We start from the raw sequence: 26,489 nt of genomic DNA, 5'->3' as shown, positions 1-26,489 counted from the left end.
ATCATCGCAGTGCGGAGCCATTGGCTCGCCGTGTCCTCACCGCCCGCCGCGCCCCCAATCCCAAAAGCCCCGCCACCATCCAACCACCTATAAACCCAATCGCGCCCCAGACCAGACCCGCAAAACTAACGGGCACGCCCGGCACAAAATCCCGCCAGGTATTGGCGAAAACAACATCATCCGGCTCCCCCAGCAGCACGAAGGGCTTGGCGACCGGGGCAGCGGTGCCGAGTTTCAGTTGCTGCGAGAGCAGCGTTTCGTAGCGCGTGATCGTGCTTTGCATGGAGACGCCGCGGTCGCGCAGGAAATCGTCGGAGGATTGGGCATAGGCGGTCAGCGCCTGCTGGCGATCGAGGTGGTGGTCGGCGGCCTGTCTGTTGAAGTCCTCGACGATGACGCGCAGTTCGTCGATCGCCCCGCCGATCCGCTGGCGGTATTGCTGGGCAAATTCCGGCGCCTGCGAAAACACCGTGCCGCCGGCAAGTCCGGCGACGATGGCGACGATCCTTGCAGTGGGTCCCATGCTCGGTGCCTCCGGCTCTCCTCAGCGGTAACGATCCGCGGCAGCAAAGGTTTCGCTACGACACAATCGGTAACGCTATGTGATTGAACCGACAGGGCTTCCGGCGAGTTGATCCGATGACCAACTGAGAAAGAGAGACTTGTCATGAAACAGATTATCCTTGCCTGCTCGCTCGCCGTTGCATCGATCTTTTCGGCAATGCCGTCCCAGGCGGCCAGCGTCACCATCACCACGGATGACGCACGCCCCTACTATCGTCATGGGGAACGCCCCCACTATCGTCATGCAGAACGTCCCTATTACCGCGAGCACATGAGGCCGCGCCATGTTTCGCGCGATTGCTTCACCAAGACGGAAAAAATTCGCCGTCATGGTCATACGGTCATCAAGGAAACCCGGGTCTGCCGATAGGCGATCCAAGCACGAAGCCCGGCGGTTAAACCAACCCCCAACTGAAACGCAGAACACTTTCTGTGAATATCTGTCGCGAAACTCCAACTTTGCAGTTGAGTTTCGCGACAAGCCATCCTCGTGCAACGGCAAGGCCGGCTACAGTGGCTTTCGGAAGAACACGACGCGCTGTGTCTCTTCAAATCCTAAAGCGGTATGGAGCGCATGACTGGCTGAATTCTCAAGCCGCGCGTCAGAGCCAAACTCAACACACCCAAGCGACTTCCCCCAATCGGCAACGGCATTGCAAAGCAATCGTGCGATACCCTTTCGCCGGTCAACGGGCCGCATATAAATCCCTTCGAGGAAGAAAACGGGCGAGCTGCTGCATCCATTCACATAATCATGTCGCAAAGTGGCCTCAGCAAATCCGACAGCCTCATTCGCAGCATTTCGAGCGATGAACGCGACGGCTTCTCCACCTTCTGAAAGAAACTCTCGGCCCAATTCAGCTCGATGATCTTCAAGCGAGTGATGCGGCCATAGCGCAATGCGAAGCTGCGCCCATGGCTCAATATCTTTTATAGTCCCAATCTCAATAATCGCTTCCATATTGCGGCTCCATTCCTGTCGCAAAAATCCCAATTAAATCGACAGTTTTGGGACAGGTGAGTGCGCAGAATGCTTCACGACGGATATAACCGCCCCGAACACCCATACCACAAGGGAATTCGGCACCTCTCGATGCGGAACTTCGCCATAAAAGCCGCGTTATCCGCCAAAAGGAGTGAGTGTCATGCGTATCAAGATGACTCTTTTGGCAATCGCCTATGTCGCGGTCAGCGCCGTGCTGCTTGCCGTTGTCTATCACCCCCAGGGGTCGGTTGCCCTGCAGAAGACGGATCGTATGGCCGGTTCGCCCTTCCTCGTCGAGCGCTTTGCCGGTTGATCGACTGAGCGCTCGTTGAGAGCGGACGATGCGAAAGCGCCTGCATCAATGCCGATCATTGATCGGAGGCCCGCCGAGCAGGATCCGGTTCTGTACCGAGTGCACGCCTTCGACGGCCTTGGCGACCGCGGTCGCCCGTTCGATCTCGCCGACCGTACCGACGGTGCCGCTGAGCACGATCTGGTCGCTCTCCATCGTCACCTCGACATCTGATGCATCGATGCCGCCGGCAATTGCCAGCGCATTGGCGACATCAGTCTCGACCGATGCGCGATTGGAAATTTCGGCTTCCATCTCGGGCTCGAGCCCGTGAAATGTCTGCTCCTTGAAAACCATGATCCGTTCCTCCTTAAAGCAAGGGCCGTAAAACCCGGGCGTCAAACCTGCGGAAGAAACGCCCGTCGGCCGGATTTGGTTGCAGCGCCGCTAAAGCGCGTCGCGATCTTTCCGATTCGCGCCTTGCGCTTTAGCTCTTTATTTTCTCGCATGTCGTTGGCGGCAAAAGCGCTTGGCGCTTTGCCCGGGAAAACCGCGGCACACTTTTGCGCGACATGCTTACCAGGTGAGGCGATAGCGCAGATTGACGCTGCCGGCCTCACTCGCCGAAAACGGATTGTTGACCGAGGCATCGAGATTGAGGTTCGGCAGGATCGCCTGGTTGACGGCAACCGTGCTCGAAAAGTCGCCGCTGGCATTGCTGACACCGGCGCCCGCCGAAAGCGAGGTTCCCGTCCAGGGATGGATCAGCTTCAGCGCCTGCGACGCCGTCACCGAGGCCTGTTTGATATCGACCGCGTCATATTGGACACTGATGGATCGGCTCGATTGCATGTCGAGCGAATCCGACAGGATCCAGCTGCGTGCGCGGCTGAGCGTCAGCGCGCCGCTGCCGCGCAGCGTATCGACGCGGATGCTTGCGCCCCGCTGTGATTGGCCTGCGGGCGTGACGCTGGTCCTGTCGATCCTGCCCCAGAGCATCGCCTGTCCGGAATCGGGCAGCGGCGCCCCGCCTTTGGTCGAGGCCAGGCCAATATCGGCACCGGCGCTGGTTTCCCATTCGGCCGGCAGGCGAAAACCCATCGTCGCTTTGTAGGATTGGTCGGAGAGTTTGGCTGGCGACCAGATCAGCAGACCATCCGCTCTCGCCGCGCTGGTGAGCGAGGTTACGATGGCAAACACAATGCACGCTATTTTGAATGTCATGAAGTCCGAACGTTTCACCTGACATGGCGCCGCAGCGCCGATACCGACGCAGCAACGCGTATGAATGCGCTCGCAGCGAACGCGATGAAGGATTGCGGCCAAGCCGCCTATCCCGGTTTTATCCTCGATTTTAATGTTTGGCCGGAAGGCCAGCGGCACCTCAGTGCCTGTGCTTCTTGGGACGGCTCAGCGCCCCGAATTGACCATGCGGCCGTGAACGGCGCGACGGATTTTCGATTCCGCCGGCAACGTCGCAAGGATCACATCCAGCCGCGGCTCTGTAAACCCCTTGAAGGCCGAAATCTGCTGCACCGCACACTTGCCGCCCCCAGCAAAGCCTAGTAGAGCCTGAGCCTACGACAGGAAATTATCGCGAAATTGCATATGATGACCGGCAAAACCGCGCCGCGGCGCCTTAGCATCTTCGGTTCGACCGGCTCGATCGGCCAAAATACCCTCAATGTCGTCGATCACCTGGGCGGGCGGGAGAACTTCGAAATCTCCGTACTAACCGGCAACAGCAATGTCGAATTGCTGGCCCGGCAGGCGAAAGCCTCCGGCGCGCTGATGGCGGTGACGGCAAACGACCGGCATTACGAATCGCTGAAGAGCGCACTTTCGGGCAGCGGCATTGCCGTCGCAGCCGGAAAATCCGGCCTGATGGAAGCAGCCGACCGCGAGGCCGACTGGGTGATGGCGGCGATCGTCGGCACGGCGGGGCTGGCCCCGACCCTTGCCGCCGCACGCCGCGGCGCCGATATCGCCCTTGCCAACAAGGAATGCCTGGTCTCGGCCGGCGATCTCTTCCTGGCAACGATCCGCGAAGGCGGCGGCAGGCTGCTTCCCGTCGACAGCGAACACAATGCGATTTTCCAGGTGCTGGAAGAAAACCAGCGCCACGCCGTCGAGCGTGTCATCCTGACCGCCTCCGGCGGCCCCTTCCGCACCGCCTCGCGCCACGAGATGGCCGGCGTGACGGTGGAAACCGCGCGCGCCCATCCGAACTGGTCGATGGGATTGAAGATCTCGATCGACAGCGCCTCGATGTTCAACAAGGCGCTGGAGATGATCGAAGCCCGGCATCTTTTCGGCCTCAAGCCCGAGCAGATCGAAGTCATCTTTCATCCGCAATCGATCATCCATTCGATGGTCGGTTATACCGATGGGTCGGTGCTGGCCCAACTCGGCGCCCCCGATATGCGCACCGCCATCGGTTATGCCCTGTCCTTTCCGCGCCGGCCGAACCTGCCGATCGAGCGGCTGGATTTTGCCAAGCTCGCCAGGCTGGATTTCGAGGCACCGGATGAGGTGCGGTTTCCAGCCTTGCGGCTCGCCCGCCTGGCGATGACGCGCGGCGGCGTGCAGGGCGCCGTGCTGAACGGCGCCAAGGAAGTGGCGCTGGAGGCCTTCATCGAAGGGCGGCTGTCTTTCCTCGCCATGGCCGAGATCACCGAAAGGGTGATGGACGACCTGGCCGGCCTGCCGCCTGCAGCCGATATGGACGATGTCTTTGCTGCCGACCGGCAGGCCCGGCAAAGGGCGTCCGAGCTGATGACACTCGCTGTCACCGGCTGAAAGTCACCGCAGCCTGTTGCCGCCCTCATCGAACAATCGGCAATCCGACGGTTCGAACAGCAGACTGATCTGCTCGCCCGCGGCGATGCTGATCGGTGAACGATGCTCGACGGTCAGCGACTGGCCATCGGCAAGCTGGCAATAAAGATATTGCGTTCCGCCGAGATACTCCGAAAAATCGACTTTTGCCGTCAGGCTGCCCGAAAGGCCGGATGCCACTTTCAGATGCTCCGGCCGCAGGCCGAGCGTCACAGCCGCGCCAACCGGTCGTCCTGCCGGCGGCAGGCTGCTTTCGATCTGCGAGCCGGCGACCTCGACCAGGCCGCTCTCGCCCCAGCGGGCGTTCAACAGGTTCATCCGCGGCGAGCCGATGAAGCCCGCCACGAAAGTATTGGCGGGGTTCTCGTAGATTTCCCGTGGGGTTCCGGCCTGCTCGACGCGGCCGTCGCGCAGCACGACGATCTTGTCGGCCAGCGTCATCGCCTCGGTCTGGTCGTGCGTGACATAGATCATCGTATTGCCGAGTTCGCGGTGAAGGCGGGCGATTTCGATGCGCATCGACACCCGCAATTCCGCATCGAGATTGGACAGCGGTTCATCGAACAGGAAGACATCGGGCTTGCGCACGATCGCCCGGCCGATCGCCACACGCTGACGCTGGCCGCCGGAAAGCTGCCCCGGCCGGCGGTCGAGAAGATGGTCGATCTTCAGGATCGCCGAGGCTGCCTTGACGCGCGTCTCGATCTCGGCCGCATGGGTGCGCGCCATCTTCAGCCCGAAGGCCAGGTTGTCGCGCACGCTCATATGCGGATAGAGCGCATAGGACTGGAAGACCATGGCGATGCCGCGCTCGGACGGATCGAGATCGGTGACGTTGCGTCCCTTGATCTCGACCTCGCCGTCGGTGACATCCTCCAGGCCGGCGATCATCCGAAGCAGCGTCGATTTTCCGCAGCCGGACGGGCCGACGAAAACGACGAATTCACCCTCTTCGATCGTCAGATCGATCCCGTGGACCACCTGCAGATTGCCATAGCTTTTGCGCACGTCCTGGAGCACGACGCTCTTGTTAGCCATACCGTTCGTCATCCCCAACGACCTACTTGTCCGACTGGACCCAGACGAGCATCTCTCCGGGTCCGCGGTTGTCCCAGAGATGATAGGGCACGAAACGCGCGGTGGCGACCTGCCTTTCAGCCGGCGCATTGCGGTAGAGCGGTGTCCCCCAGTTCGAGGTTTCCTCACGCTCGACCGTGAGATCAAGCGCGACGGCATCATTGAGATCCTTCAGCACCACGGTTTCGACGGCCGGGAGCTCGCGGGGCAGGATGATGGCGTTGAGGTCTTCGCCATTGTCGGTGGTTTCGATGCAGTAGACCAGCGGGCCGCGCATCAGGGCCACACGGCCGGCATCCTGGCGCACCTTCGGATTGGCATATTGCGGGCGCAGCGCCAACGGCAGGTGAAGGGCGACACGATCGCCGTCGGCCCATTGGCGATCGATCCTGGCATATCCGTCGCGGATATTGGCGTTAAGATCGAGCATTTCCCCGTTGACGCTGAGGGTGGCGCCATCGGCCCAATCCGGAATGCGCAGCGACAACGCAAATGTCGCCGGCGTCTTGAGCCTGGTGGTGAACGCCACCGCGCCATCCCAGGGATAGTTGGTGGTCTGCTGCAGCTCGCCTTCGGCACCGTTGGCAAGCTTCAGCCGCGCGGTGCTTTCGCCATAAAGATGGACAGCGATCTCGTCGTCGGCAACGGCATACATATAGGAGCCGATCGAGGTCACCAGCCGGGCGATATTCGGCGGGCAGCAGGGGCAATGGTGCCATTTCCAGCGATGATGTTTGCCGGCGCTTTCGAGCGGATTGTCATAGAAGAAGGTCTTGCCGTCAGTCGATAGCCCGGGCAAGGCGCCGTTATAAAGCGCCTGTTCCATGATATCGGCATAACGACGATCGGGACCGCGCCCGAGCATGCGGCTTGCCCAAAACACCAGGCCGACCGAGGCGCAGGTCTCGGCGTAAGCCGTGGCGTTCGGCAGGTCGTAATAATCGGTAAAACCTTCATTGGAGGCGGCTGGACCGATGCCGCCGGTGATGTACATCTGCTTGGTGGTCAGATCGTCCCACAGCGTTTCCAGCGCTGCCGTCAGGCTGTCGTCCTTATATTCGGTGGCGATGTCGGCCATGCCGGAATAGAGATACATAGCGCGCACGGCATGGCCGACGACCTTGGTCTGATCGCGCACCGGCTGGTGGGCCTGGCCGTACTCATAGGTCTTCTGATGGAAGTCAGCAGCGCTCCGGCCGTCGCGAGCGGCTTCCGCCGTGAAGAAGTGCGGCTCGGAGCCGCGCTCGTCGATGAAGAATTTCGACAGCTCGAGATATTTCTTTTCGCCGGTGACGCGGGCGAGTTTGACCAGCGCCAGCTCGACCTCCTCGTGGCCGCAATAGCCGGGGAACTGGCCCTCGCCATGGCCGAAAACCTTGATCATGTAATCGGCAAAGCGGCACATGATGTCGAGCAGCTTACGTTTGCCGGTCGCCTGATAATAGGCGACCGCGGCTTCCATCAGGTGGCCGGCGCAATAGAGCTCGTGATGGTCGCGCAGGTTGGTCCAGCGGCGGCTTGGCTCGACGCGCTGGAACCAGGCATTGAGATAACCGTCCTTGTCCTGCAGTCTCTCATACATGTCGATGATTTCGTCGGCGCGCGCCTCCAGCTTCGGGTTCGGCCGGCGATAGAGCGAATAGGCGATGGTCTCGATCGACTTGCCGAGATCGGAATCCCAGAACATCTGCGTCGTCCCACCCCAGGGCTGAATGGGAATGACGACGCCGGGGCTCGGCTGGGAGACATCGATTGCCTTCAGCATGCCGGCCTCGACGCAGCGGTCGAGCAGGGTTTCGGCGGTGGAATTACAGACGGCGTCCTGCCATTTGCCCCAGAAACCGCCGAGCTCGACATCGGGAACGGCGACGGGACGAAACTGGCGGTCGTTGCTTGATTTGGTCATGGGCTCGATTTTCCCTCGGTTATTTCACCGCGCCGGCCATCAGCCCGCGCATGTAGTAGCGTTGCAGGAGCAGGAAGACGATCAGGCAGGGGATCGTCATGACGACGACACCGGCCTGCACCGCTCCCCAGTTGATGGCGCCGAGCCGCCCGGCGCGAACCGCCGTCATCAGCACCGGCAGGGTGTATTTCTCATTGCTGGAGAGCAGCACCAGGGCGGCTAGAAACTCGTTCCAGGCATTGAGGAAGGCAAAGATTGCCACCGTCGCCACACCGGGAAGCACCAGCGGCAGCAGAACGCGGACCAGGAGCCGGAGGTCACGCGCGCCATCGATGCGCGCCGCCTCTTCGATCTCCTTCGGCACGGCATCGAAAGCGTTGCGCATCATGAAGACCGAGAAGGGCAACTGCAGCGTCACATAGACCAGCGTCAGCCCGATGAGCGAATTGTTGAGGCCAAGTTTTGCCAGGATGATGAAGAGCGGCGTCAGGATCGACTGGAACGGGATCATCAGCGTGGTGATGATCAGCACGAACAGTGCATTCTTTAGCGGGAAGCGATAGCGCGAAAAACCGTAACCGGCGAGCAGGCTGACGCCGACGGTCAGCACCACGGTGGCGACCGAGACGAACAGCGAATTGATCATATGCTGCCAGATGCCGGCGCCGAACGTATCGAGCAGCGCGTAGGAATCGATGCTGACGCCTGAGGTCGGCCATGGCGGCAAGGGCGGCAGGCTGGCCTCGGTGCCATGCCGGAAGGACGACAACAGCGTGATCACGAAGGGGGCGAGAAAGAAGATCGAAATCGCGATGCCGGTGAGATGATAGGCGGACTTCACCCGGAAGGCTTTGCGGGCGCGGCGTTCCCTCGAGGTGATCATGGACGCTCCTCCCCGACGCGCAGCAGCCAGAGCTGCACGATGCTGATCGCCATCAGGATGGCGAGCAGCACGATCGACAGCGCCGCGCCATAACCGAGATTGAACGACACGAAGGACTGGTTGAAGATGTAATAGACCACCGAGATCATCTTGTTCTGCGGTCCGCCCGAGGTCATGATGTAGAACTGGTCGAAGGCGAGGATCGAGCCGGTGACCGAGACGATCAGCGCCAGCGCGATGGTCTTCCTCATCAGCGGCAGCGTCAGATGCCGGAAACGCTGCCAGCGGCCGGCGCCGTCGATGCGGGCAGCCTCCGTCAGCTCGGACGGGATGGCCTGCAGTCCGGTCAGCAGAATGATCATGGTGAAGCCGGCGATCTTCCAGACGACCATCACCACGATCGTCAGAAAGGCGGTGTCGAAGGTCGCCAGCAGATTGGGGCTCTTTTCCACCAGGCCGAGCGCCTTCAGCGCCGGGCCGATGAAGCCGCTATCGACATTGGCAAGCCACACCCAGAGCAGCGAGGCGGTGGCCAGGCCGACGACGACCGGCAGGAAGATCACCGTGCGATAGGCACCGACGAACTGCCGTTCCTTCTCGACGAAAATCGCCAGCGGAAAGGCGACGGCGAAGATGGCGATGGTGACGATGAGCGTATAATAGGCGGTGAAATAGAGCGCCGTCACGAAGCGGGTGTCGTTGACCATGCGGTAATAATTGTTGAAACCGATCCAGCGCGACGCCCCCATCAGCGGCCAGTTGTGCAGGCTCATCCACCCGGTGAACAGCACCGGCATGAGGAAGAAGACGATGACCAGCGCCATGGCCGGCGCGATATAGGCAAGGCCACGCCAGTTCGATTGGCGTCGCCGCCGGCGCCGAGGCAATAGGATCTCTGGACCGGAACCGGTCATCGAAACGCTCCGCATTTGTCGGTTGGGATTTGGCCGGGAAGCTGCCACCGCTCCCCGGCCGCGGCCGGGAGAGAGTTATTGGCCGCTATCGATGATCGATTGCATTTCCGCCTGGGCGCTGGAAAACGCGCCGTCGACATCGTCGCCGAAGATCGCGGCGTTGGTGAAGCTCGCCCACGGGCCGTTGGCGCTGTTGATCAGGTCATTGAACTGCAGCGTATAGGGCGTCTTGGCCACGCTGATCGCCTTGAGGCCGACCTGCATGCGTGGATCGAGCCCTTCCAGCACCTTGTCGGCGATATCGCCGCGGGTCGGCAGGCTGCCGTATTTCGCCATGATCTTCTGACCGTCCTCCGAATAGACATATTCGAGGAAGCCCTTCACCGCGTCGATCTTCTTGGTGCCCTTGGTGATGACGAAATTATCGCCGCCGGCAAAGGACGACGGCTTGCCGTCGACGCCCGGAATGAGCGTCACGCCGAAGTTGATGTCCGGATGCTCGGTCACCAGCGTGCCGATGGCAAAGGCGCCGAGGGTCTGCTGGCCGATCTTGCCATTGGTGAAGGTCAGGAAGTTGGCGCCAGTATCGCTGGCCGCACCCGCCGGCACCAGGTCCTTCTTGACCATGTTGCGGTAGATATCGACGGCCTTGCGCATCTGCGGCGTATCGAGCGTAGCCGTCTTGCTGTCGGCCGACAGGATATCGGCCCCCGCACCCCAGGTGAGCGGCGTGAAGGTGAAGATCATGCAGCCACCGCAGCCGCCGCCGGAGAAATAGAAGCCGTATGTATCGTCACCCAAGGCCCGGATCTTCTCGGCGTTGGCGGTGATTTCGTCCCAGTTGGCAGGCGCCTTTTCCGGGTCGAGGCCGGCCTTCTTATAAAGGTCCTTGTTCCAGGCAAAAACCGATGTCTCAACCGACAGCGGCAGGCCGTAAATCTTGTCCTGGTAGGTGCCGAGGCGGACATGCGAGGGCGACAGCGAGTTGAAATAGGGCAGCGACTTTGCCCAGTCCGTCAGATCTTCCAGCTGCCCGGCCGCGGCAAAGGCGGGGTTATAGATCAGATCCATCGACAGGGCGTCGGGCGCCTGTCCGCCGGCGATCGCCGTCGCATATTTCTGCACCAGCTCGGAGAACGGCACCTCGGTCATCACGACCTTGGTCTCATGGCCGGCATTATAGGCTTCGACGACCTTCTTGAAGGCGTCGCCGATGCCGGAGCGAACCCACATTTCGACATTTTCAGCCGCCGACGCAGCCGAAAACAGGCATAAGGTAGCGATGCTGGTCGCCGCCAAAAGACGCTTGATCATGACACTCCTCCCGATATGGCGCATCTCCCTGCGCCTTTGCTCATTCCCTCGAGGTTTTACCCCCGCATGACTGCCGGACGACGAGCCGGCACGGCAATTTCCGCACTCCCGGCTCGACCGGCCGGCCTTCCGCAAGCGCCAGAACCGTCAATCCGGCCTGCCGCCCGAGCTCCTTCAACTCCATATCCACCGTGGTCAGCGGCGGCCGGGTCTGGGCGGCGACAATCTCCCAATTGTCGAAGCCGATCACCGAGACATCCTGCGGCACCTTGACGCCGCGCTCGCGCAGCGCATCGGCGGCACCACGGGCAATCTGGTCATTGCCGCAGAACAGCGCGTCCGGCTTTTCTCCCGGCCTTTTCCAAAGCTGCTCCACCGCCTCATGGCCCCAGCTTTCCGACCAGACGCCGTAGAGCACCGGTTCGCGGTGGCCTGCCACCGCGTGATAGGCGCCGGCGCGCTCGCGCACCGAAAAGAACTCTTCCGGCCCGGTGATATGGGCGATCCGCCGCCGCCCGACCTTGGCCAGCCATTCCACCGCCAGTCTCGCCCCCTGTTCGTCGTCCGAACGGAAGGTAACGCTGTTCTGCGTCCCCTCGGTGAAGGCGTAGACGACAGGCACGTGCAAATTCGACAGATCGACAGGCAGACGCCTGTCCAACCGTTTCCCCGTGGCGATGATGCCGTCGACCTGTTTGTCGAGCATCGCATCGACATGGATCTGGGCGAGCGCCGGATCGTCTTCGATGGCGCAGAGAAAAACCGAAACCCCGTGATCGACCAGCGCGTCCGAAATACCCGCCATCACCGGCAGCGTGAACCGACCGTAAGTGTCGTTGGTCAAGAGCCCGATGGTGAAGCTGCGTTTGCTCAGAAGCCCTCTCGCCAGCGCATTCGGCCGATAGCCGATTTCGCCGGCGATCCGCTTCACCCGCTCGCGGGTTTCCGCGCCCATCCGGCCGGTGTCGTTGAGCGCCTTCGACGCCGTCGAAATGCTCACCCCGGCCGCCGCCGCCACCTCATGGATGGTGATCCTGCCTCTTTTTCCTCCCGCTATATTCAGAGTTTCCTCCTTCTGAAGTGACGTGAGAAAAGCTTTTACCAACGAAAGTGTCAAGTGAGAAAAGGTTTTCTCACGCAAATCGGAGTTCCGGATTAGGGAAGACAGTGGGCGGATAAGCGCAAGCACAGAGGAAGACCCATGCGCATCGGTCGGACCGATTGCAATGTATCGTCGATCTTGAGCCGAAGCAGCGCGTGTAAAATTTTAAGCAGGCGCAGGGAAGCGGCAGCGGCGCCCTTGCGGAAACAGGACGATCGCCGTCAGAACCTCCAATGGAGGTCCTGAACTATGACGGAGCGATCATCGAAAAACTCAGGCGACGTGCCTTGCCAGCGCGCAGCGCGACCACAGCGAATGCAGCGCCTCGACCAGATGGGCGATATCGGCATCCGAATGCAGCGGCGTCGGGGTGATGCGCAGCCGCTCGGTCTTCTTCGGCACGGTGGGATAATTGATCGGCTGGACGTAGACGCCGCAATTGTCGAGCAGCAGGTCGGAGATCCACTTGCACTTGGCCGCATCGCCGACCAGCACCGGCACGATATGGCTCGGATTGGGTACATGCGGAATACCGCGCTGGTCGAGCAGCGCCCGGAGCTTGCGGACCCGGTCCTGATGGCGGGCGCGCTCGAACTGGCTGACCTTCAGGTGCTGGATCGAAGCGACCGCACCGGCGGCAAGCGCCGGAGGCAGCGCCGTGGTGAAGATGAAGCCGGAGGCAAACGAGCGGATGAAATCGCAAAGGGCTGCCGAAGCGGCGATATAACCGCCCATCACCCCGAAAGCCTTGCCGAGCGTGCCCTCGATCACCGTCAGCCGGTCCATCAGCCCCTCGCGCTCGGCAATGCCGCCGCCGCGCGGGCCGTACATGCCGACCGCATGCACTTCGTCGAGATAGGTCATCGCGCCGTATTTGTCGGCGAGATCGCAGATTTCCTTGATCGGGGCGATATCGCCATCCATCGAATAGACGCTCTCGAAAGCGATCAGCTTCGGCGCCTTCGGATCGGCGGCCTTAAGCCTGGCTTCGAGATCGGCGACGTCATTGTGCCTCCAGATCACCTTGTCGCACTTGGCGTGACGGATGCCCTCGATCATCGATGCATGGTTCAGCGAATCAGAGAAGATGATCAGGCCGGGAATTTTGGCGCCGAGCGTGCCGAGTGCCGCCCAGTTGGACACATAGCCCGAGGTGAAGAGCAGTGCTGATTCCTTGGCGTGCAGATCGGCAAGTTCACGTTCGAGCATGACGTGATAATGGGTGGTGCCAGAAATATTCCGGGTGCCTCCCGCACCCGCGCCACAGTGGTCGATGGCGTTTTTCATCGCCTCGATCACCTTCGGGTTCTGGCCCATGCCGAGATAGTCGTTGGAACACCAGACCGTGACTTCCTTTTCGCCATCGGCCGTATGGCGCGTCGCGCGCGGGAAATTGCCGCGGTGGCGCTCGAGATCGGCAAAAACGCGGTAGCGGCCCTCGGCATGCAGCCCGTCCAGCTCGTTTTTGAAAAACGCTTCGAAATCCATCATATGCTCCAGTATCGCGCGGCCGTTCTTGCCGACCGGACGTCCGCGCGTCAATGCTTACCCTTTGCTTTACCATCAACTGCGGCAAAAGGCCCAGTTTTTTGAATGATTCCAGATAAAAAATCTGCGTGTGGCGATCAATGAAATTGATCCGAAAAACCCGGCAGAGTTTGCCGATCGCCGCAAGCACGCCGACGACCGATATCGCAAAAAAATCGGCGCGCCGGTGGACAACCCTTTCTTCCGACATAGTTTTCGATCTAGCCTGAAAAAAATAAAGGGACGGCCTTTGCCCGCTGGGCAACAACCTCGGAGAAAAAACATGAAAAAAGCTGTCATACTCGCATTGGTCGGCCTGTCGATCGCAAGCTGCACGCCCACCCAGCAGGGCGCCGGCATCGGCGCTGCATCAGGTGCCGTCATCGGCGGCGTCGTCACCGGCAATGTCCGTGGCGCAGCAGTCGGCGCCGCTATCGGCGGTGTCTCCGGCGCACTGATCGGCAGCGTCGCCGAACAACCCGGCCAGTGCTACTACCGCGACCGTTACGGCCGCCGCTACATCGATAGCTGCCCGCGCTGAGAACCGCTTACAAACCGCACATTCAGGAAATCCCGGACACACCTCCGGGATTTTTTGTACTAAATTAGCGCGCGGGCAATTTAAAATGGTACACCCCGCGCGTTTTTGTCGCTAAGCTGTTCACGGCTGGGCAACGAAGCTTCATTGTAGACGTAACCAAAAGCGGCGTATGCGAATTAGAGGGACAGGCCCGAAAACAGGTACTGCGTATCGGCGAACAGGCACCATGATGGTGGTCGCAGCGGCAGCTGCGTTCTCACCGGTCCTGATCGGCGACGCTTACGCCTTCAAGCTTTTCGGCCTCACCATCTTCGGCAAGGACGAGGACGAAGGTCAACAGGTGCCCGATCCGGTGCGCTACCATGTCGACCTCAAGGCCGACACCGCCGATCCCGACCTGAAAGAAGCGCTTGAGAATAGCTCCCGTCTTGTCGGTGACCAGAAGCAGCCGGTTTCCGGCGATCTCGGCATCGTCGTCAAGGCGCGCGACGACCGCGAGCGGCTGATTGCCACCCTGTATGAAAAGGCCCGTTATGGCGGTCTGGTGACGATCACCATCGACGGCAAGAATATCGACGAGCTGCCGCCCAATCCGACATTCGACCGGTCCGGGTCGGTCCCGGTCACCGTCGACATTGCGCCCGGTCCGATCTTCAAGGTCAGGGAGGTGCAGTTCGGCGGCGATGCCGCAAACCACAATCCCGCCGATTACGATCTGGCTCCGGGCGCTCAGGCCGGCTCGCTTGCCATCATCAAGGCCGGCGACAAGATCGTCGAGCAGTTGAAGAGCGAGGGCCGGCCGTTTGCCAAGCTGACCGAACGCAAGGTGGTCGCCGATCACAACAGCGATACCGTCGATATTGTCCTTGCGGCCGAGGGTGGCCCGGTCGCCCCGATCGGCGATGTCGGCGTCACCGGCGAAAAGACCGTCAAGCCAGCATTCATCCAGCGTTATTCCCGGCTCGACAAGGGCGAAGCCTATTCCCCGGAGACGCTGAAGAAAGCCGGCGAGCGGCTTCGCGCCCTCGGCGTCTTTTCGAGCGTCACCATTCACGAAGCCGATGCGCTGGCACCGGACGGCACCTTGCCGATGACCATCGAGGTTTCCGAAGGCAAGCGGCGCTATTTCGGCGTCGGCGCGCAATATTCGACCACCGACGGCTTCGGCGTTCAGGGCTATTGGGGCCACCGCAATCTGTTTGGCGAAGCCGAAACGCTGCGGATCGAGGGCTCGGTCTCGCGGCTTGGCGAAACCACCGATGTCGGCAGCCTCGACTATTCCGCCGGCATCCTCTTCACCAAGCCCGGCGCTTTCTTCCCGGCCGCCACGCTGAAGGCCGGCATCGTTGCCAAGACCGAAAATCCGGACGCCTATAATGCGACGCTCGTCACCGCCTCGCTCGGCCTGTCCTACGAACTGACCGACCGGGACACGGTTTCGGCGAGCGGCGAGGTCAGCTGGGAACGCGACGACGACGCCTTCGGCACCAACGACTACCTGACCTTCACGCTGCCGCTACAATATGACCGCGACGCCCGCGACGACAAGTTCAACCCGACCGAAGGCTATCGCGCCACATTTTCGGCCAAGCCCGGTTACGAGATCTTCAACGCCACACCCTATGCGGCGTTCCAGGGTTCGATCTCCGGCTATCTGCCGTTCGGCGCCGAGGATGGCATGGTGCTGGCCGGCAAGGTCGCTGCCGGCGTGCTGATCGGCGGCGATGGCATCGAGAACATCCCGGCCACGCAGCGCTTCTTTGCCGGCGGCGGCGGCTCGGTGCGCGGATACAGCTTTCAGGAAATCTCGCCCTATAACGACAACGGCGATCCCACAGGCGGCCGCTCCTATGTCACCGGTTCGCTGGAGGCCCGCATCAAGATCACCGATACGATCGGCATCGTGCCCTTCATCGATGTCGGCACCGTATCGGACAGCACCTTTCCCGGCTTTTCCGATATCCGCGCCGGCGCCGGCGCCGGGATACGATATGCGACGCCTTTCGGCCCGCTGCGGCTTGATTTTGCCATGCCGCTGAACAAGTACGAAGATGGCACAGATTATGGAATCTACGCCGGCATCGGCCAATCCTTCTAGAACAGGATGATTTTAGGCCCGGTCGGCCTAAAATCTGAATCCTGTTCTACATTAAAGAGTTAGAGCATGATGTCGTCCGAAAACCGCGCACACTTTTCGGCATCATGCTCTAGAATGCCGATTCCGATTTGTGAGCCATTATGAAAACGGGGTAGTGTCCGCGCCGATGCAAACGCTGGCAAAAATCGTCAACTGGATCCTGCGGCTCACCGCCTATGGCGTGGGCGCGTTGTTGATTCTTGCCGTCCTGGCCCTTGCGATCTTCGGCTTCACCGCCTTTGGCGCCCGTATCGTCACCGAAAAGATAGCCTCGACGCTTTCCAACCGCGACATGACGATTACCGTGCGTGAACCGCAAGGCCTTTTGACCGGCGGCCTTCGCGCCGCCGAGATCTCGATCTCCGACACCAGAGGCGTGTTTGCGGAAATTCACGGTATCGCGATCGACTGGAATCCGTTGGCGCTGCTGACCGGAACTTTTCACGCCAAACGGTTCGAGATCGAATCAATCGACGTGCTGCGCAAGCCGGTGCGTACGCTGCCTTCGCGGCCCGGAGCTGAAAATGCCGGCGGGTTCAGTCTTCCGATCAAGGTCGACATCGACCGCGTCGCGCTGCCCGACATCAAACTGGCCAAACCCTTTGCCGGGCGCGCTTTTGCGCTTGCCGCCGAAGGCAGTCTTTCGGCGAACGGCGATGGCGGTGAGGCGGTCGTCAATGTCAGCCGTCATGCCGTCCCGGATGCGCGGCTCGCCGCCGACATCGCCTATGCGCCAGCCGAAAACCGGCTGCGGCTGAAGGCGCAGCTGTCCGAGCCGAAGGGCGGGCTGCTGGCCGGCCTTCTCGGCCTGCCGAATGATCCCGCCGTCAACATCGATCTCGACGGCCAGGGACCGATATCCGACTGGAAAGGCAAATTGCAGGCGGCCCTCGACGGAGAGCAGCGCGCCGCAATCGAAGGCCGGCATCAGATCACAGCAGACGGACTGCATCACCTCGACCTCAAGGGCGGCGGCGACCTGAGCTCGCTGCTTCCCTCGGCTTTCCGGCCGCTTTTTGCTGGCCAGACCAATATCGATCTTGCCACCACCTTCGACAACCACGGCAAGTTCGATATCCAGACCGGCAATATCGCCACCGGCAGCGTCGTCATCGCCGCCTCGGGCACCCTCGATCCGGCCGGCAACAACAGCCTGAACGCCAATCTGCTTGGCACGTCGGGGCCTGTCGATTTCCGCTGGCCGCTCGCGCAAAGCGAAGCACGTTTCCTGATATCAGGGCTCAACCTGGCACTAACAGGCGATGCGCAGGCAGCACGATTGAATGTCAGCGGCTCGCTCGATACCGCAACCCTGCCCGGGGCCGATATCGGCAACGTCAAGCTGACGGCAAAGAGCGACGCCTTCAATCTCGCCACCCGTTCCGGCAGCATCCAGTTGCGCCTCGTTGCCGGCGACGCGAGTTTTGCAGAGCCGAACCTCAATCGCGCCGTCCAAGGCCCGGTCACGATCGCCTCGCCTCTGCAGATAACGCCCGGCAGCATCGGCTTCAACGGCACCACCGTCGAAAGCGCCAATATCAACGGCAGCCTCAACGGCTCCTATAGGCTGACAGACCAAGCGCTAACCGGCAACGCCAAGCTCACCATCGCTCCGGCAGCCCTGCCGGCTGCGGTAACGACCAGGTTCGACGGACCGATCTCGCTCGAAAGCCAAGTGGTCGGCACCATCCCGTCGAAATTCGCGCTGTCCAACCTCGTGCTCAAGTCCGGCACGCTTGAGGCCGCCGGCAACGTCGTGCTCGACGGTGCGAAGTTGAATGCCGATCTCTCCGGCCGGCTGCCTGACGTCGGCAAACTCATCCCCGGCGCCATCGGTGGAGCGGCTTATGCGTTGAGAGTTGGCGGTGAGCTCCCCACAATCTCGGTGACGGCCAATCTCAAGGCCGCCAGCCTGCAGATCGCTGACCGCGCGCTCGGCAATCTCAATATGGACCTGTCGGGTCTCGCCGATCCCAAGGCGCCGCAGGGCAGGATCGCCGCCACCGGCACGATCGACGGCCAGCCGATGAGCCTCAACGGCGACATCAGCTCTGAGGACGGCAGGATTATCCTTCCGGCGCTAGCCGCCGATATTGGCGGCAACCGGCTGAACGGCAATGCCGAATTATCGCCCTCGCTGGAGCCGACAGGCGCACTGACCTTCGATTTCCCCAATATCGGCCTGCTCGCAGCACTCGGCGGACAAAAGGCCGAAGGCGACCTCAAGGGTTCGCTCGGGGTCACGAGCGACAGCGGCAAGATCGCGCTCAAGCTGCAGGCGACCGGCGGCTCGATCCGCCGCGACACGCTTGCGATCGTCAAGCCGGAGATCGATGTCACGGTCAGCGACCTCAATGCTCTTGCTGCAAACGGCACGATCAAGGCCGACGAGCTGAATGCCGGAACGAACAAGCTTGCAGGCCTTTCGCTCGGTTTTGCCAGGCAGCAGAACCAGACCGATTTCGACCTCAATGCCGCCTATGACGGCAATCCCGTGCTGGCGGCCGGCAATATCGAGGCGACAGACGGCACGATCGACGTAAACCTCGATCGCTTCTCGGCCAGCCCGCGCAATATCCCGGTCGAACTCGCGGCACCGACACAGGTCGCAATCGTCGCCGGCGCCGCCAATCTGAACGGGCTGACGCTGAAGACCGGCACCGGCTCGGTGCGCGTCACCGGTTCGGCCGGCGAGACATTGAAGCTTGATGCCGACATCAACGAGCTGCCGGCAGCGCTTGCCAACGGTTTCGTGCCGAACCTTTCGGCCGGCGGCACGATTTCCGGAACGATTGCCGTGACGGGAACGCCGGCCGCACCCGTCGCTGACTTCAAGCTCGACTGGAAGGATGCGACGACCAGCCAGACCAAGGGGGCCGGACTGGCACCGCTCGGCATCACTGCCGGCGGTAAATTCGCCGACAACAAGCTCGATTTCGACACGACGGTCAGCAGCGTCGACGGCCTTTCGCTGAAGGCCGCCGGCAATGTCGCACTCGCCGACCCCAAGGCACCGGTGCTGGACGTCCACGCCGATATCCTCAATCTGCCCGCCCGCATCGCCAATGGTTTTGTTGCCGATCTGGCCGCCGAAGGCACGATTGCCGGCAAGATCTCGGCCGCCGGCCCCCTCAATGCGCCGACCGCCAATTTCGATCTCGATTGGAAAAGCGCTGCGACGAGCCAGACGAAACGCGCCGGTCTTGCCGATCTCGCGGTGAAGGCTTCGGGAAAATTCGTTGACAGCAAGCTCGACTTCGACGCGGCGATATCAGGCGCCGACAAGCTGTCGGTAAACGCAACCGGCAATCTCGCCATGACAGGCACGACGATCGGCAACGTCAAGCTCGATGCCGCGCTGGCGAATGTTCCGGCAGCTATCGCCAATGGCTTCGTCACCAATCTCGCCGCCGAAGGCATGATCTCGGGAAAGCTCTCGGCCGCAGGTTCGCTTGCCGCCCCGACCGCCAATTTCGACCTTGATTGGAAAGGTGCTGCGACGAGCCACACCAAGCGTTCCGGCATTGCGGCCCTTGGCATCACCGCATCCGGAAAATTCGCCGACAACAAGCTGGATTTCAACGCGGCTGCAAGCGGCGCCGACAGCCTGTCGCTCAGGGCAAACGGCAATGTCGCTATCACGGGCACGACGATCGGTGAGATCAAAGTCGACGCCGCCCTGGCCAATGTCCCAGCCCGCATCGCCAACGGCTTCGTCGCCGATCTTGCGGCGGAGGGCGCCATTACCGGAAGGGTCGCGGCCAGCGGATCCCTTTCCGCTCCGTCCGCCGATTTCGACCTCAATTGGAAAAACGCCGCGACGCGCCACACGAAACACGCCGGCCTTGCCGGCCTTGACGTGACTGCTTCGGGAAAATTCGCCGAAAACAAACTGGATTTCGATACGGCCGTTAGCGGCGATAATGGCCTGTCGCTGAAGGCCGCCGGCAATGTCGCGCTTGCCGGCACGGCAATCGACAGCGTCAAGCTCGACGCCGCGATCGCCAAGGTTCCGGCCGCTCTCGCCAACGCCTTCGTTCCGGATCTCGCGGCGGACGGCACGATATCAGGCACGATATCCGCCGCCGGCACCCCTGCGGCACCGAACGCCGATTTCAAGCTCGACTGGACCGATGCCGCAACCCGGCAAACGAAGAGCGCTCATCTCTCCGGCCTTGCGCTGACCGCATCGGGACACTTTGCCGACGACAAGCTCGATTTCGATGCCGCGCTCGGCGGCAAGGATGGCCTCTCGCTGAAAGCCACCGGAAATGTCGCGATGTCGGGCACCTCGATCCGCAACCTCGACGTCAAGGCCGATCTCGCCAACCTGCCGGCAGCCCTTGCCAACGACTTCGTCCCCGGTATCGCCGCCGAGGGAACGGTGTCGGGAACGGCATCCGCCTCCGGCGCGCTGCCCAAACCCGCCGTCGATTTCAAGCTCGACTGGAAGAACGCCGCAACCGCTCAGACCAAAAGCAGCGGCCTTTCCGGCCTGAGTGCCGCGGCATCTGGAAAATACGCCAATGGCAGGGTCGACTTCGATGCCAACCTCGCCGGCAAGGACGGGGTGTTGGCCAAGGCGACAGGTGGCGTCACGATCGCGGGAACAGCGATCCGGGATCTTTCGATCAATGCCGATATTCCCGCACTGCCGGCCAACATCGCCAATGCCTTCGTTCCCGGCCTCGGCGCCGAAGGCACGCTTTCGGCAAGCGCCGTCACGTCAGGAACGCCGGCCAATCCGATCGTCGATTTCAAACTCGACTGGAAGGATGCCGCGACCAGCCACACCAAGGCTGCCGGCCTCTCCCGCCTGGCGCTGACGGCAACGGGAAAATATGCCGGTGACAGGCTCGATTTCGATGCCGCCCTCAACGGCAGCGGCGGCATTGCACTGAAAGCCGCCGGCAATCTCGCCATTGCAGGCACGACGATCCAGTCGATCGACGTCACGGCGAACGCCAACGATGTTCCGGCTGCCATCGCCAATGGCTTTGTTCCGGGCCTTGCAGCCGAGGGCGCGGTCTCGGCGACGGTCAAGGCCACCGGCGCGCTGGCGGCGCCGTCCGTCGATTTCAAAGTCGACTGGAAGAACGCCGCGACGGGCCAGACAAAAGGCGCCGGCCTTTCGCCATTCACCATCGGTGCGTCCGGCAAACTTGCCGGAAATAAGCTGACGGTCGACACCAGCCTTGCCGGCGACGCCGGCATGTCGCTGAAGGGTGGCGGCAGTGTCGTGATCACAGGCAATCGCGCCATCGACATGCGCTTCAACGGCAATCTTCCTTTCGCCGTTCTCGGCGCGCCGCTGGCGCAGCAGGGCCTCGTCGCCGACGGCGTCGCCACCGTAAACCTGCAGGTTGGCGGAACGGCCGCAGCACCCGTCATCAACGGCACTGTCTCGACCAATGGCGCAAAGCTCGTCGACGTTCGGCGCAATCTCGCCGTCAATAATCTGGTGGCGACAGTGAGCTTCAACGGTAGCCAGGCCGTTATATCGCGCCTCAGCGGCAGCATCGGCGGCGGCGGAACGATTTCGGCAACCGGCACCATCGGCATCCAACCGGCCGGCGGCTTTCCCGCCGACATTTCGATCAAGCTCGACAAGGCGGTCTATGTCGACGGAACGCTTGTCGTCTCCACGGTCAATGGCACGCTCGCCCTGCGCGGGCCGATCATGAACGCCGCGCTGAGCGGCAAGCTTCGCTTGGACAAGACCTCGATCACCGTCCCGGAAAAATTGCCGACCTCGCTCAGTCAGATCGACATCCGGCATAAGAATGCGCCGCGGGCGGTGCTTGCGCAGCTGCGCGACGACGGCGAACGGAAACCCGGCGAAAAATCCTCGACGATCACCCTCGATCTCGAAATCGACGCGCCCGCGCATATCTTCGTGCGCGGGCGCGGTATCGATGCCGAGCTTGGCGGCCGTGTGACGATCCGCGGAACCGCGGCAGCGCCGATCGTGACCGGCGGTTTCACCATGCGCCGCGGTCGCTTGACCATTCTCAACCGCCGCCTGGATTTCACCGACAAGAGCCGCATCACCTTTGCCGGCGACTTGACGCCGGCCCTTGATATGGAAGCGTCCTCGGCCTCCGGTTCGACGACGCTGACCGTCGACGTCGCGGGCCTCGCCACCGACCCTGCGATCACCTTTTCCTCTTCGCCCCAACTGCCGCAGGACGAGGTCCTGGCGCAGTTGATCTTTGGCCAGTCGATGTCAAAACTCTCGCCGGTGCAGATCGCCCAGTTGGCCGACGCCGTCAGCCAGCTGGCCGGCAACCGTTCCAACTCGCTTTTCGAAGGCCTGCGCAACCAGCTCGGCGTCGACGATCTCGACATCAGTACCGATTCCAAGGGGCAGACGAGCGTCAGCGTCGGCCGCTATCTCAACGACCGCACCTATTTCGAATTGCAGCAGGGCGGCTCGGCCGGCGCCAAGGCGGTGATCAACCTCGATGTCGGCCGCGGCGTCAAGCTGCGCGGCGCCGCCGGTGGTAACGGTGCAGGCGAAGCGGGCATCGTCTACGAACGTGAGTATTGAGCCGGCATAATTCAAGCGAAGCAAACAGCGGATGTCTGTCCGATTCGGACCCGTAATTTGCCCTCACCCTAGCCCTCTCCCCGTAAAAAACGGGGAGAGGGGACGTGCCCTGCGAAAGGTGGGAGAGGGACGGAAAGGTCGCAACTATCCCCCTTCGCCCCGTTTTACGGGGAGAAGGTGGCGGCAGCCGGATGAGGGGCTGGTTCCGCCCATTCGGGGTCCGGGGTGTCGCGCGACAATGTCCTAAAAACCCGTCTTGCTCGTCTTGAGCAGAATGTTGGTCTCGGTCGAGTTGATGCCGTTGATCAGCCGGATGCGGCGCAGCGTCTCGTCGAACGCGGCAAGGTCGCGATCTTCGAGTTCGGCGACGAAATCCCATTTGCCGTTGGTGCTGTGAAGTGCGCGCACTTGCGGCACCCCCCTCAACTGATCGGCCACCCTGTCGGCGAGCTTGCCGAGCACTTCGATCATGACGATGGCCCGCACCCCGGCTGACCGGGTCTCATGACCGGTGCGGATGGTGAAGCCGACGATGGTGCCGCCGGCGACCAGCCGGTCGATCCGGGCGGCAACCGTTGCTCGCGATGCGCCGGTCATCGCCGCAAGCGAAGAGACGGAAATCCGGGCGTTGTGGCGAAGTGCACTCAAGAGCTCAGTATCGAGATCATCCACGCTGATCACTTTGTCAAAAGTGGTTTATCAATCTGCGCAATCATACTCCATTTCTGACATTTTTCCATCTTTTTGCCGCCGGCCGTTTAACCCACTATCGCCTCAAACAGGCCTCAACACGGAGCCCCCTTTGATGAATGCCCAATCGCAATCCGTCACCCTCATCGGCGCGCCGCTGGAAGAAGGCTCAGGCCGCAGAGGTGCTGCCATGGGGCCTGCGGCTCTGCGCATTGCCGGCGTCGATCAGACACTGATCGAGCTTGGCCATGACGTCGCCGATATCGGCGATCTCAGGATCGTGCCAGCGATGGACCTGCCGAATCATCCGAAGGCCCATAATCTCAGGATCGTCGGCGCCTTCACGCGGGCGCTCGAAAGCAGCGTCCACGACGTGGCCGCCTCCGGCCGATTTCCGCTGATTCTCGGCGGCGACCATAGCCTTTCCATGGGCACCGTCTCCGGCATGGCCCGTTACGCCGCCGGCAAAGGCCGGCCGCTCTTCGTGCTTTGGCTCGATGCCCACACCGATTTCAATTCTCCCGCCACCTCGCCCTCCGGCAATATTCACGGCATGCCCGTCGCCTTCTTCTGCGGCGAGGCGGAGTTTGCCGAAATCCTGCCGAAGGACCGCCCGTTCGTCGACCCGAAGAATGTCTTCCAGGTCGGCATCCGTTCGGTCGATGCGCGCGAACGCGAGGAGATCCACGAACATGGCGTCAACGTTTTCGATATGCGCGCTATCGACGAGCAGGGCATTGGCGCCATCATGCGAGAGATCGTCAGTGTCGTCGCCAAGGCGAACGGCCTGCTGCACGTCAGCCTCGACCTCGATTTCCTCGACCCCGAAATCGCCCCCGGCGTCGGCACGACAGTGCCTGGCGGCGCGACCTTTCGCGAAGCGCATCTGGTGATGGAGATGCTGTCGGACAGCGGCCTCGTTTCGTCGCTCGATCTCGTCGAACTCAATCCATTTCTCGACGATCGCGGCAAGAGCGCCCGCATTCTGGTGGAGCTCACGGCAAGCCTCTTCGGCCGCCGCATCTTCGATCGCCCAACCCGTGCCGCATAGAAGGCACACGCTGCATAAAAGGGGGAAGAACCATGAACACTTCGGAAAAACTGATCGCCACCGAGCAGCGGCTCGGCGCCAATAACTACAAGCCACTCGACGTGGTGCTGACGCGCGGCGAAGGTGTTTATGTCTGGGATACCGACGGCAATCGTTATCTCGATTGCCTTTCGGCCTATTCCGCCGTCAACCAGGGCCATTGCCATCCTAAGATCCTCGCCGCCATGGTCGAGCAGGCGGGCAGGCTGACGCTCACCTCCCGCGCCTTCCGCAACGATCAGCTCGCCTATCTCTACGAAGAGCTCGCGGCCCTCACCGGCTCGCACAAGATCCTGCCGATGAATTCCGGCGCCGAGGCGGTGGAAACCGCCATCAAGGCGGTGCGCAAATGGGGATACGAGGTGAAGGGCGTACCGGAAGGCAAGGCGGAGATCATCGTCTGCGCCGATAATTTCCATGGCCGAACGCTGAGCATCATCAGTTTCTCCACAGATCCCGACGCCCGCACCGGCTTCGGCCCCTATACCGCAGGTTTCCGCACCGTTCCCTTCGGCGATGCCGAGGCTTTCGCCGCCGCAATCAACGGCAATACGGTAGCCGCCCTGATCGAGCCGATCCAAGGGGAAGCCGGCGTCATCATCCCCCCGGCCGGTTATTTCACCCGCATCCGCGAACTCTGCACTGATAACAACGTCACCCTCATCCTCGACGAGATCCAGACCGGCCTCGGCCGCACCGGCAAGCTGCTGGCCGAAGAACACGAAGGCATTGAGGCCGATGTGACGCTGATCGGCAAAGCGCTGTCCGGCGGCTTCTATCCCGTCTCGGCCGTGCTTTCCAATTCCGAGGTTCTGGGTGTGCTCAAGCCCGGCCAGCACGGCTCGACCTTCGGCGGCAACCCGCTCGCCTGCGCGGTGGCGCGCACCGCGCTGAAGGTGCTGACGGAAGAGGGCATGATCGAAAATGCCGCTGCGATGGGCGACTATTTCCTCGAGGGCCTCAAGTCGATCCGTTCGAACATCGTCAGGGACGTGCGCGGCCGCGGCCTGATGTTGGCCATCGAGCTGGAACCCGAAGCCGGCGGCGCACGGCAATATTGCCATGCGTTGAAGGAGCGCGGCCTTCTCGCCAAGGATACCCACGACCATACGATCCGTCTCGCGCCGCCTTTGGTCATCACGAGGGAGCAGGTGGATTGGGCGGTCTCGCAGATTGAAAAGACGATCACCTGAGCCGGATCGTCGAGTTGTTCGGGGCCGGTCACGCATTTGCGGGCGCCGGCTTCCGCCCGAGACAGAAAACCTTCGCAATCCGGCCTGTCAATTTAGATTTGGGCAACACTCTTCCGTTAATGTCGTCAATAACCGTACCGATGCTTCGCGGAAAGCAAAGCCATCGCGTGGTGTGAAGGCAAAAGCTCGTCCGCGCCAATGGTGGCGCGCCCGCTTCTGCCCTGGCTTACGATAGTTGGGAAGAATTCTATGGCCACGATCAATTCAACTAGCTTCAGCGGCGATACACTCGAGATCATTGCCTTCCGCCTGCATGATCAGGAATTCTGCGTCAAGACCACGACCATCCGCGAAATCCGTGGCTGGGCGCCGTCGACGCCGATTCCGCATGCACCGGCCGATGTCATCGGCGTGATGAACCTGCGCGGCTCGGTAATCCCGATCATCGACCTTGCCTACAAGCTCGGCATGAAGAGCACCGTTGCCAACGAGCGCAGCGCCATTGTTGTCGCCGAAGTTCACAGCATGGTCATCGGCATGCTCGTCGACCGCGTCTCGGATATTCTCACCATCTCGTCCAGCCAGGTCCAGCCGGTGCCTGAGGTGACCGCATCCTTCGACCGTGCCTATTGCGAAGGCATCATCGCTTCGGAAAACGGCATGATCTGCTTCCTGAACCTCGCCAAGATGTTCAAGGAAAACGAGACGGATGAACTGGCGGCCTGATCGCCATCAAGACCATTTCCAATATTGAAAACCGCCCCCGGGCGGTTTTTTATTGTGCACACCCCAAGCAAGTCACCGCATCCATTACACTTTACTACTATTAGCAATAGCTTTTATACAGAATATTAACCACGCTCCCTCACCATGGTGTCGAAGCATA

The 26,489-nt window shown here is 61.7% G+C and carries 22 protein-coding genes; 10 read left to right on the top strand and 12 right to left on the bottom strand.

All coding sequences use genetic code 11. The features are described from left to right. Nucleotide 1: 1 nt before the first annotated feature. A complete protein-coding gene (locus tag RCCGE510_RS19125; protein WP_007632630.1) occupies nt 2-523 on the bottom strand; it encodes a DUF2937 family protein in 522 nt (173 codons plus the stop codon). Between the two features lie 144 nt (nt 524-667). Here RCCGE510_RS19125 and RCCGE510_RS19120 point away from each other — a divergent pair, with 144 nt between their 5' ends. After that, nucleotides 668-934 carry a hypothetical protein gene (locus RCCGE510_RS19120; RefSeq protein WP_007632629.1) on the top strand — a complete coding sequence of 89 codons (267 nt, stop codon included), beginning with the start codon at nt 668-670 and terminating at the stop codon, nt 932-934. Between the two features lie 138 nt (nt 935-1,072). On the opposite strand, the gene aac(6') is transcribed toward RCCGE510_RS19120, so the two are convergent. Then, nucleotides 1,073-1,525, bottom strand: coding sequence for an aminoglycoside 6'-N-acetyltransferase (aac(6'), locus tag RCCGE510_RS33555; protein WP_081525766.1), 453 nt, complete (start codon nt 1,523-1,525; stop codon nt 1,073-1,075). A gap of 184 nt (nt 1,526-1,709) precedes the next feature. Here aac(6') and RCCGE510_RS35215 point away from each other — a divergent pair, with 184 nt between their 5' ends. Next, a complete protein-coding gene (locus tag RCCGE510_RS35215) occupies nt 1,710-1,862 on the top strand; it encodes a hypothetical protein (RefSeq protein WP_007632626.1) in 153 nt (50 codons plus the stop codon). Nucleotides 1,863-1,907: 45 nt separating this feature from the next. Here RCCGE510_RS35215 and RCCGE510_RS19110 read toward each other — a convergent pair whose 3' ends face one another. Then, a complete protein-coding gene (locus tag RCCGE510_RS19110) occupies nt 1,908-2,198 on the bottom strand; it encodes a BON domain-containing protein (RefSeq protein ID WP_007632625.1) in 291 nt (96 codons plus the stop codon). A gap of 219 nt (nt 2,199-2,417) precedes the next feature. Continuing rightward, on the bottom strand, nt 2,418-3,065 hold the full coding sequence (locus tag RCCGE510_RS19105; protein WP_007632624.1) for a hypothetical protein: 648 nt from the start codon (nt 3,063-3,065) through the stop codon (nt 2,418-2,420). Between the two features lie 60 nt (nt 3,066-3,125). Here RCCGE510_RS19105 and RCCGE510_RS35210 point away from each other — a divergent pair, with 60 nt between their 5' ends. Beyond that, nucleotides 3,126-3,407, top strand: coding sequence for a hypothetical protein (locus RCCGE510_RS35210; RefSeq protein ID WP_007632623.1), 282 nt, complete (start codon nt 3,126-3,128; stop codon nt 3,405-3,407). A 42-nt stretch (nt 3,408-3,449) separates the two neighbouring features. Further along, complete coding sequence (gene dxr, locus RCCGE510_RS19100; RefSeq protein WP_007632622.1) at nt 3,450-4,640, top strand: 1-deoxy-D-xylulose-5-phosphate reductoisomerase; 1,191 nt, start codon at nt 3,450-3,452, stop codon at nt 4,638-4,640. Nucleotides 4,641-4,643: 3 nt separating this feature from the next. Here dxr and ugpC read toward each other — a convergent pair whose 3' ends face one another. From ugpC to hemA, 7 genes are all read right to left on the bottom strand, one after another. Beyond that, nucleotides 4,644-5,717: a sn-glycerol-3-phosphate ABC transporter ATP-binding protein UgpC gene (ugpC, locus tag RCCGE510_RS19095; protein WP_192815323.1), complete on the bottom strand. Its 1,074-nt coding sequence runs from the start codon at nt 5,715-5,717 to the stop codon at nt 4,644-4,646. A 22-nt stretch (nt 5,718-5,739) separates the two neighbouring features. Next, nucleotides 5,740-7,662 (bottom strand): glycoside hydrolase family 127 protein, encoded by a 1,923-nt coding sequence (locus tag RCCGE510_RS19090; protein ID WP_007632620.1) that lies wholly within the window; start codon nt 7,660-7,662, stop codon nt 5,740-5,742. A gap of 19 nt (nt 7,663-7,681) precedes the next feature. After that, on the bottom strand, nt 7,682-8,545 hold the full coding sequence (locus RCCGE510_RS19085) for a carbohydrate ABC transporter permease (RefSeq protein WP_007632619.1): 864 nt from the start codon (nt 8,543-8,545) through the stop codon (nt 7,682-7,684). Then, nucleotides 8,542-9,459: a sugar ABC transporter permease gene (locus tag RCCGE510_RS19080; protein WP_037079213.1), complete on the bottom strand. Its 918-nt coding sequence runs from the start codon at nt 9,457-9,459 to the stop codon at nt 8,542-8,544. The genes RCCGE510_RS19085 and RCCGE510_RS19080 overlap by 4 nt, the downstream gene beginning before the upstream one ends. 75 nt (nt 9,460-9,534) lie before the next feature. Further along, nucleotides 9,535-10,773, bottom strand: coding sequence for a sugar ABC transporter substrate-binding protein (locus tag RCCGE510_RS19075; RefSeq protein WP_007632616.1), 1,239 nt, complete (start codon nt 10,771-10,773; stop codon nt 9,535-9,537). A gap of 40 nt (nt 10,774-10,813) precedes the next feature. Beyond that, nucleotides 10,814-11,791, bottom strand: coding sequence for a LacI family DNA-binding transcriptional regulator (locus RCCGE510_RS19070; protein ID WP_007632615.1), 978 nt, complete (start codon nt 11,789-11,791; stop codon nt 10,814-10,816). A 357-nt stretch (nt 11,792-12,148) separates the two neighbouring features. Beyond that, entirely contained in the window at nt 12,149-13,363 is a 1,215-nt protein-coding gene (gene hemA / locus RCCGE510_RS19065) for a 5-aminolevulinate synthase (protein ID WP_007632614.1), read from the bottom strand. Nucleotides 13,364-13,685: 322 nt separating this feature from the next. On the opposite strand from hemA, the gene RCCGE510_RS19060 reads away from it, so the two are divergent. The 3 genes from RCCGE510_RS19060 to RCCGE510_RS19050 all read left to right on the top strand — a co-directional run bounded on the left by RCCGE510_RS19060 (nt 13,686) and on the right by RCCGE510_RS19050 (nt 22,630). Beyond that, entirely contained in the window at nt 13,686-13,943 is a 258-nt protein-coding gene (locus RCCGE510_RS19060; protein ID WP_007632613.1) for a YMGG-like glycine zipper-containing protein, read from the top strand. Nucleotides 13,944-14,112: 169 nt separating this feature from the next. Next, nucleotides 14,113-16,041, top strand: coding sequence for an autotransporter assembly complex family protein (locus RCCGE510_RS19055; RefSeq protein ID WP_192815322.1), 1,929 nt, complete (start codon nt 14,113-14,115; stop codon nt 16,039-16,041). A gap of 166 nt (nt 16,042-16,207) precedes the next feature. After that, entirely contained in the window at nt 16,208-22,630 is a 6,423-nt protein-coding gene (locus RCCGE510_RS19050; RefSeq protein ID WP_037079210.1) for a translocation/assembly module TamB domain-containing protein, read from the top strand. A 243-nt stretch (nt 22,631-22,873) separates the two neighbouring features. Here RCCGE510_RS19050 and RCCGE510_RS19045 read toward each other — a convergent pair whose 3' ends face one another. Further along, nucleotides 22,874-23,311, bottom strand: coding sequence for an Lrp/AsnC family transcriptional regulator (locus tag RCCGE510_RS19045; protein WP_007632610.1), 438 nt, complete (start codon nt 23,309-23,311; stop codon nt 22,874-22,876). Nucleotides 23,312-23,435: 124 nt separating this feature from the next. Between RCCGE510_RS19045 and rocF the strand changes: the two genes are divergently transcribed. The 3 genes from rocF to RCCGE510_RS19030 all read left to right on the top strand — a co-directional run bounded on the left by rocF (nt 23,436) and on the right by RCCGE510_RS19030 (nt 26,329). After that, on the top strand, nt 23,436-24,371 hold the full coding sequence (rocF, locus tag RCCGE510_RS19040; protein WP_007632609.1) for an arginase: 936 nt from the start codon (nt 23,436-23,438) through the stop codon (nt 24,369-24,371). Nucleotides 24,372-24,403: 32 nt separating this feature from the next. Beyond that, a complete protein-coding gene (gene rocD, locus RCCGE510_RS19035; RefSeq protein ID WP_007632608.1) occupies nt 24,404-25,603 on the top strand; it encodes an ornithine--oxo-acid transaminase in 1,200 nt (399 codons plus the stop codon). 249 nt (nt 25,604-25,852) lie between these two features. Then, entirely contained in the window at nt 25,853-26,329 is a 477-nt protein-coding gene (locus tag RCCGE510_RS19030) for a chemotaxis protein CheW (protein WP_007632607.1), read from the top strand. Nucleotides 26,330-26,489 lie beyond the last annotated feature (160 nt).

This window comes from Rhizobium sp. CCGE 510 (assembly GCF_000292525.1).
Classification (GTDB): domain Bacteria; phylum Pseudomonadota; class Alphaproteobacteria; order Rhizobiales; family Rhizobiaceae; genus Rhizobium.
The sequence above is the reverse complement of the archived record's forward strand: the minus strand, read 5'-3'. Positions and strand labels throughout refer to the sequence as shown.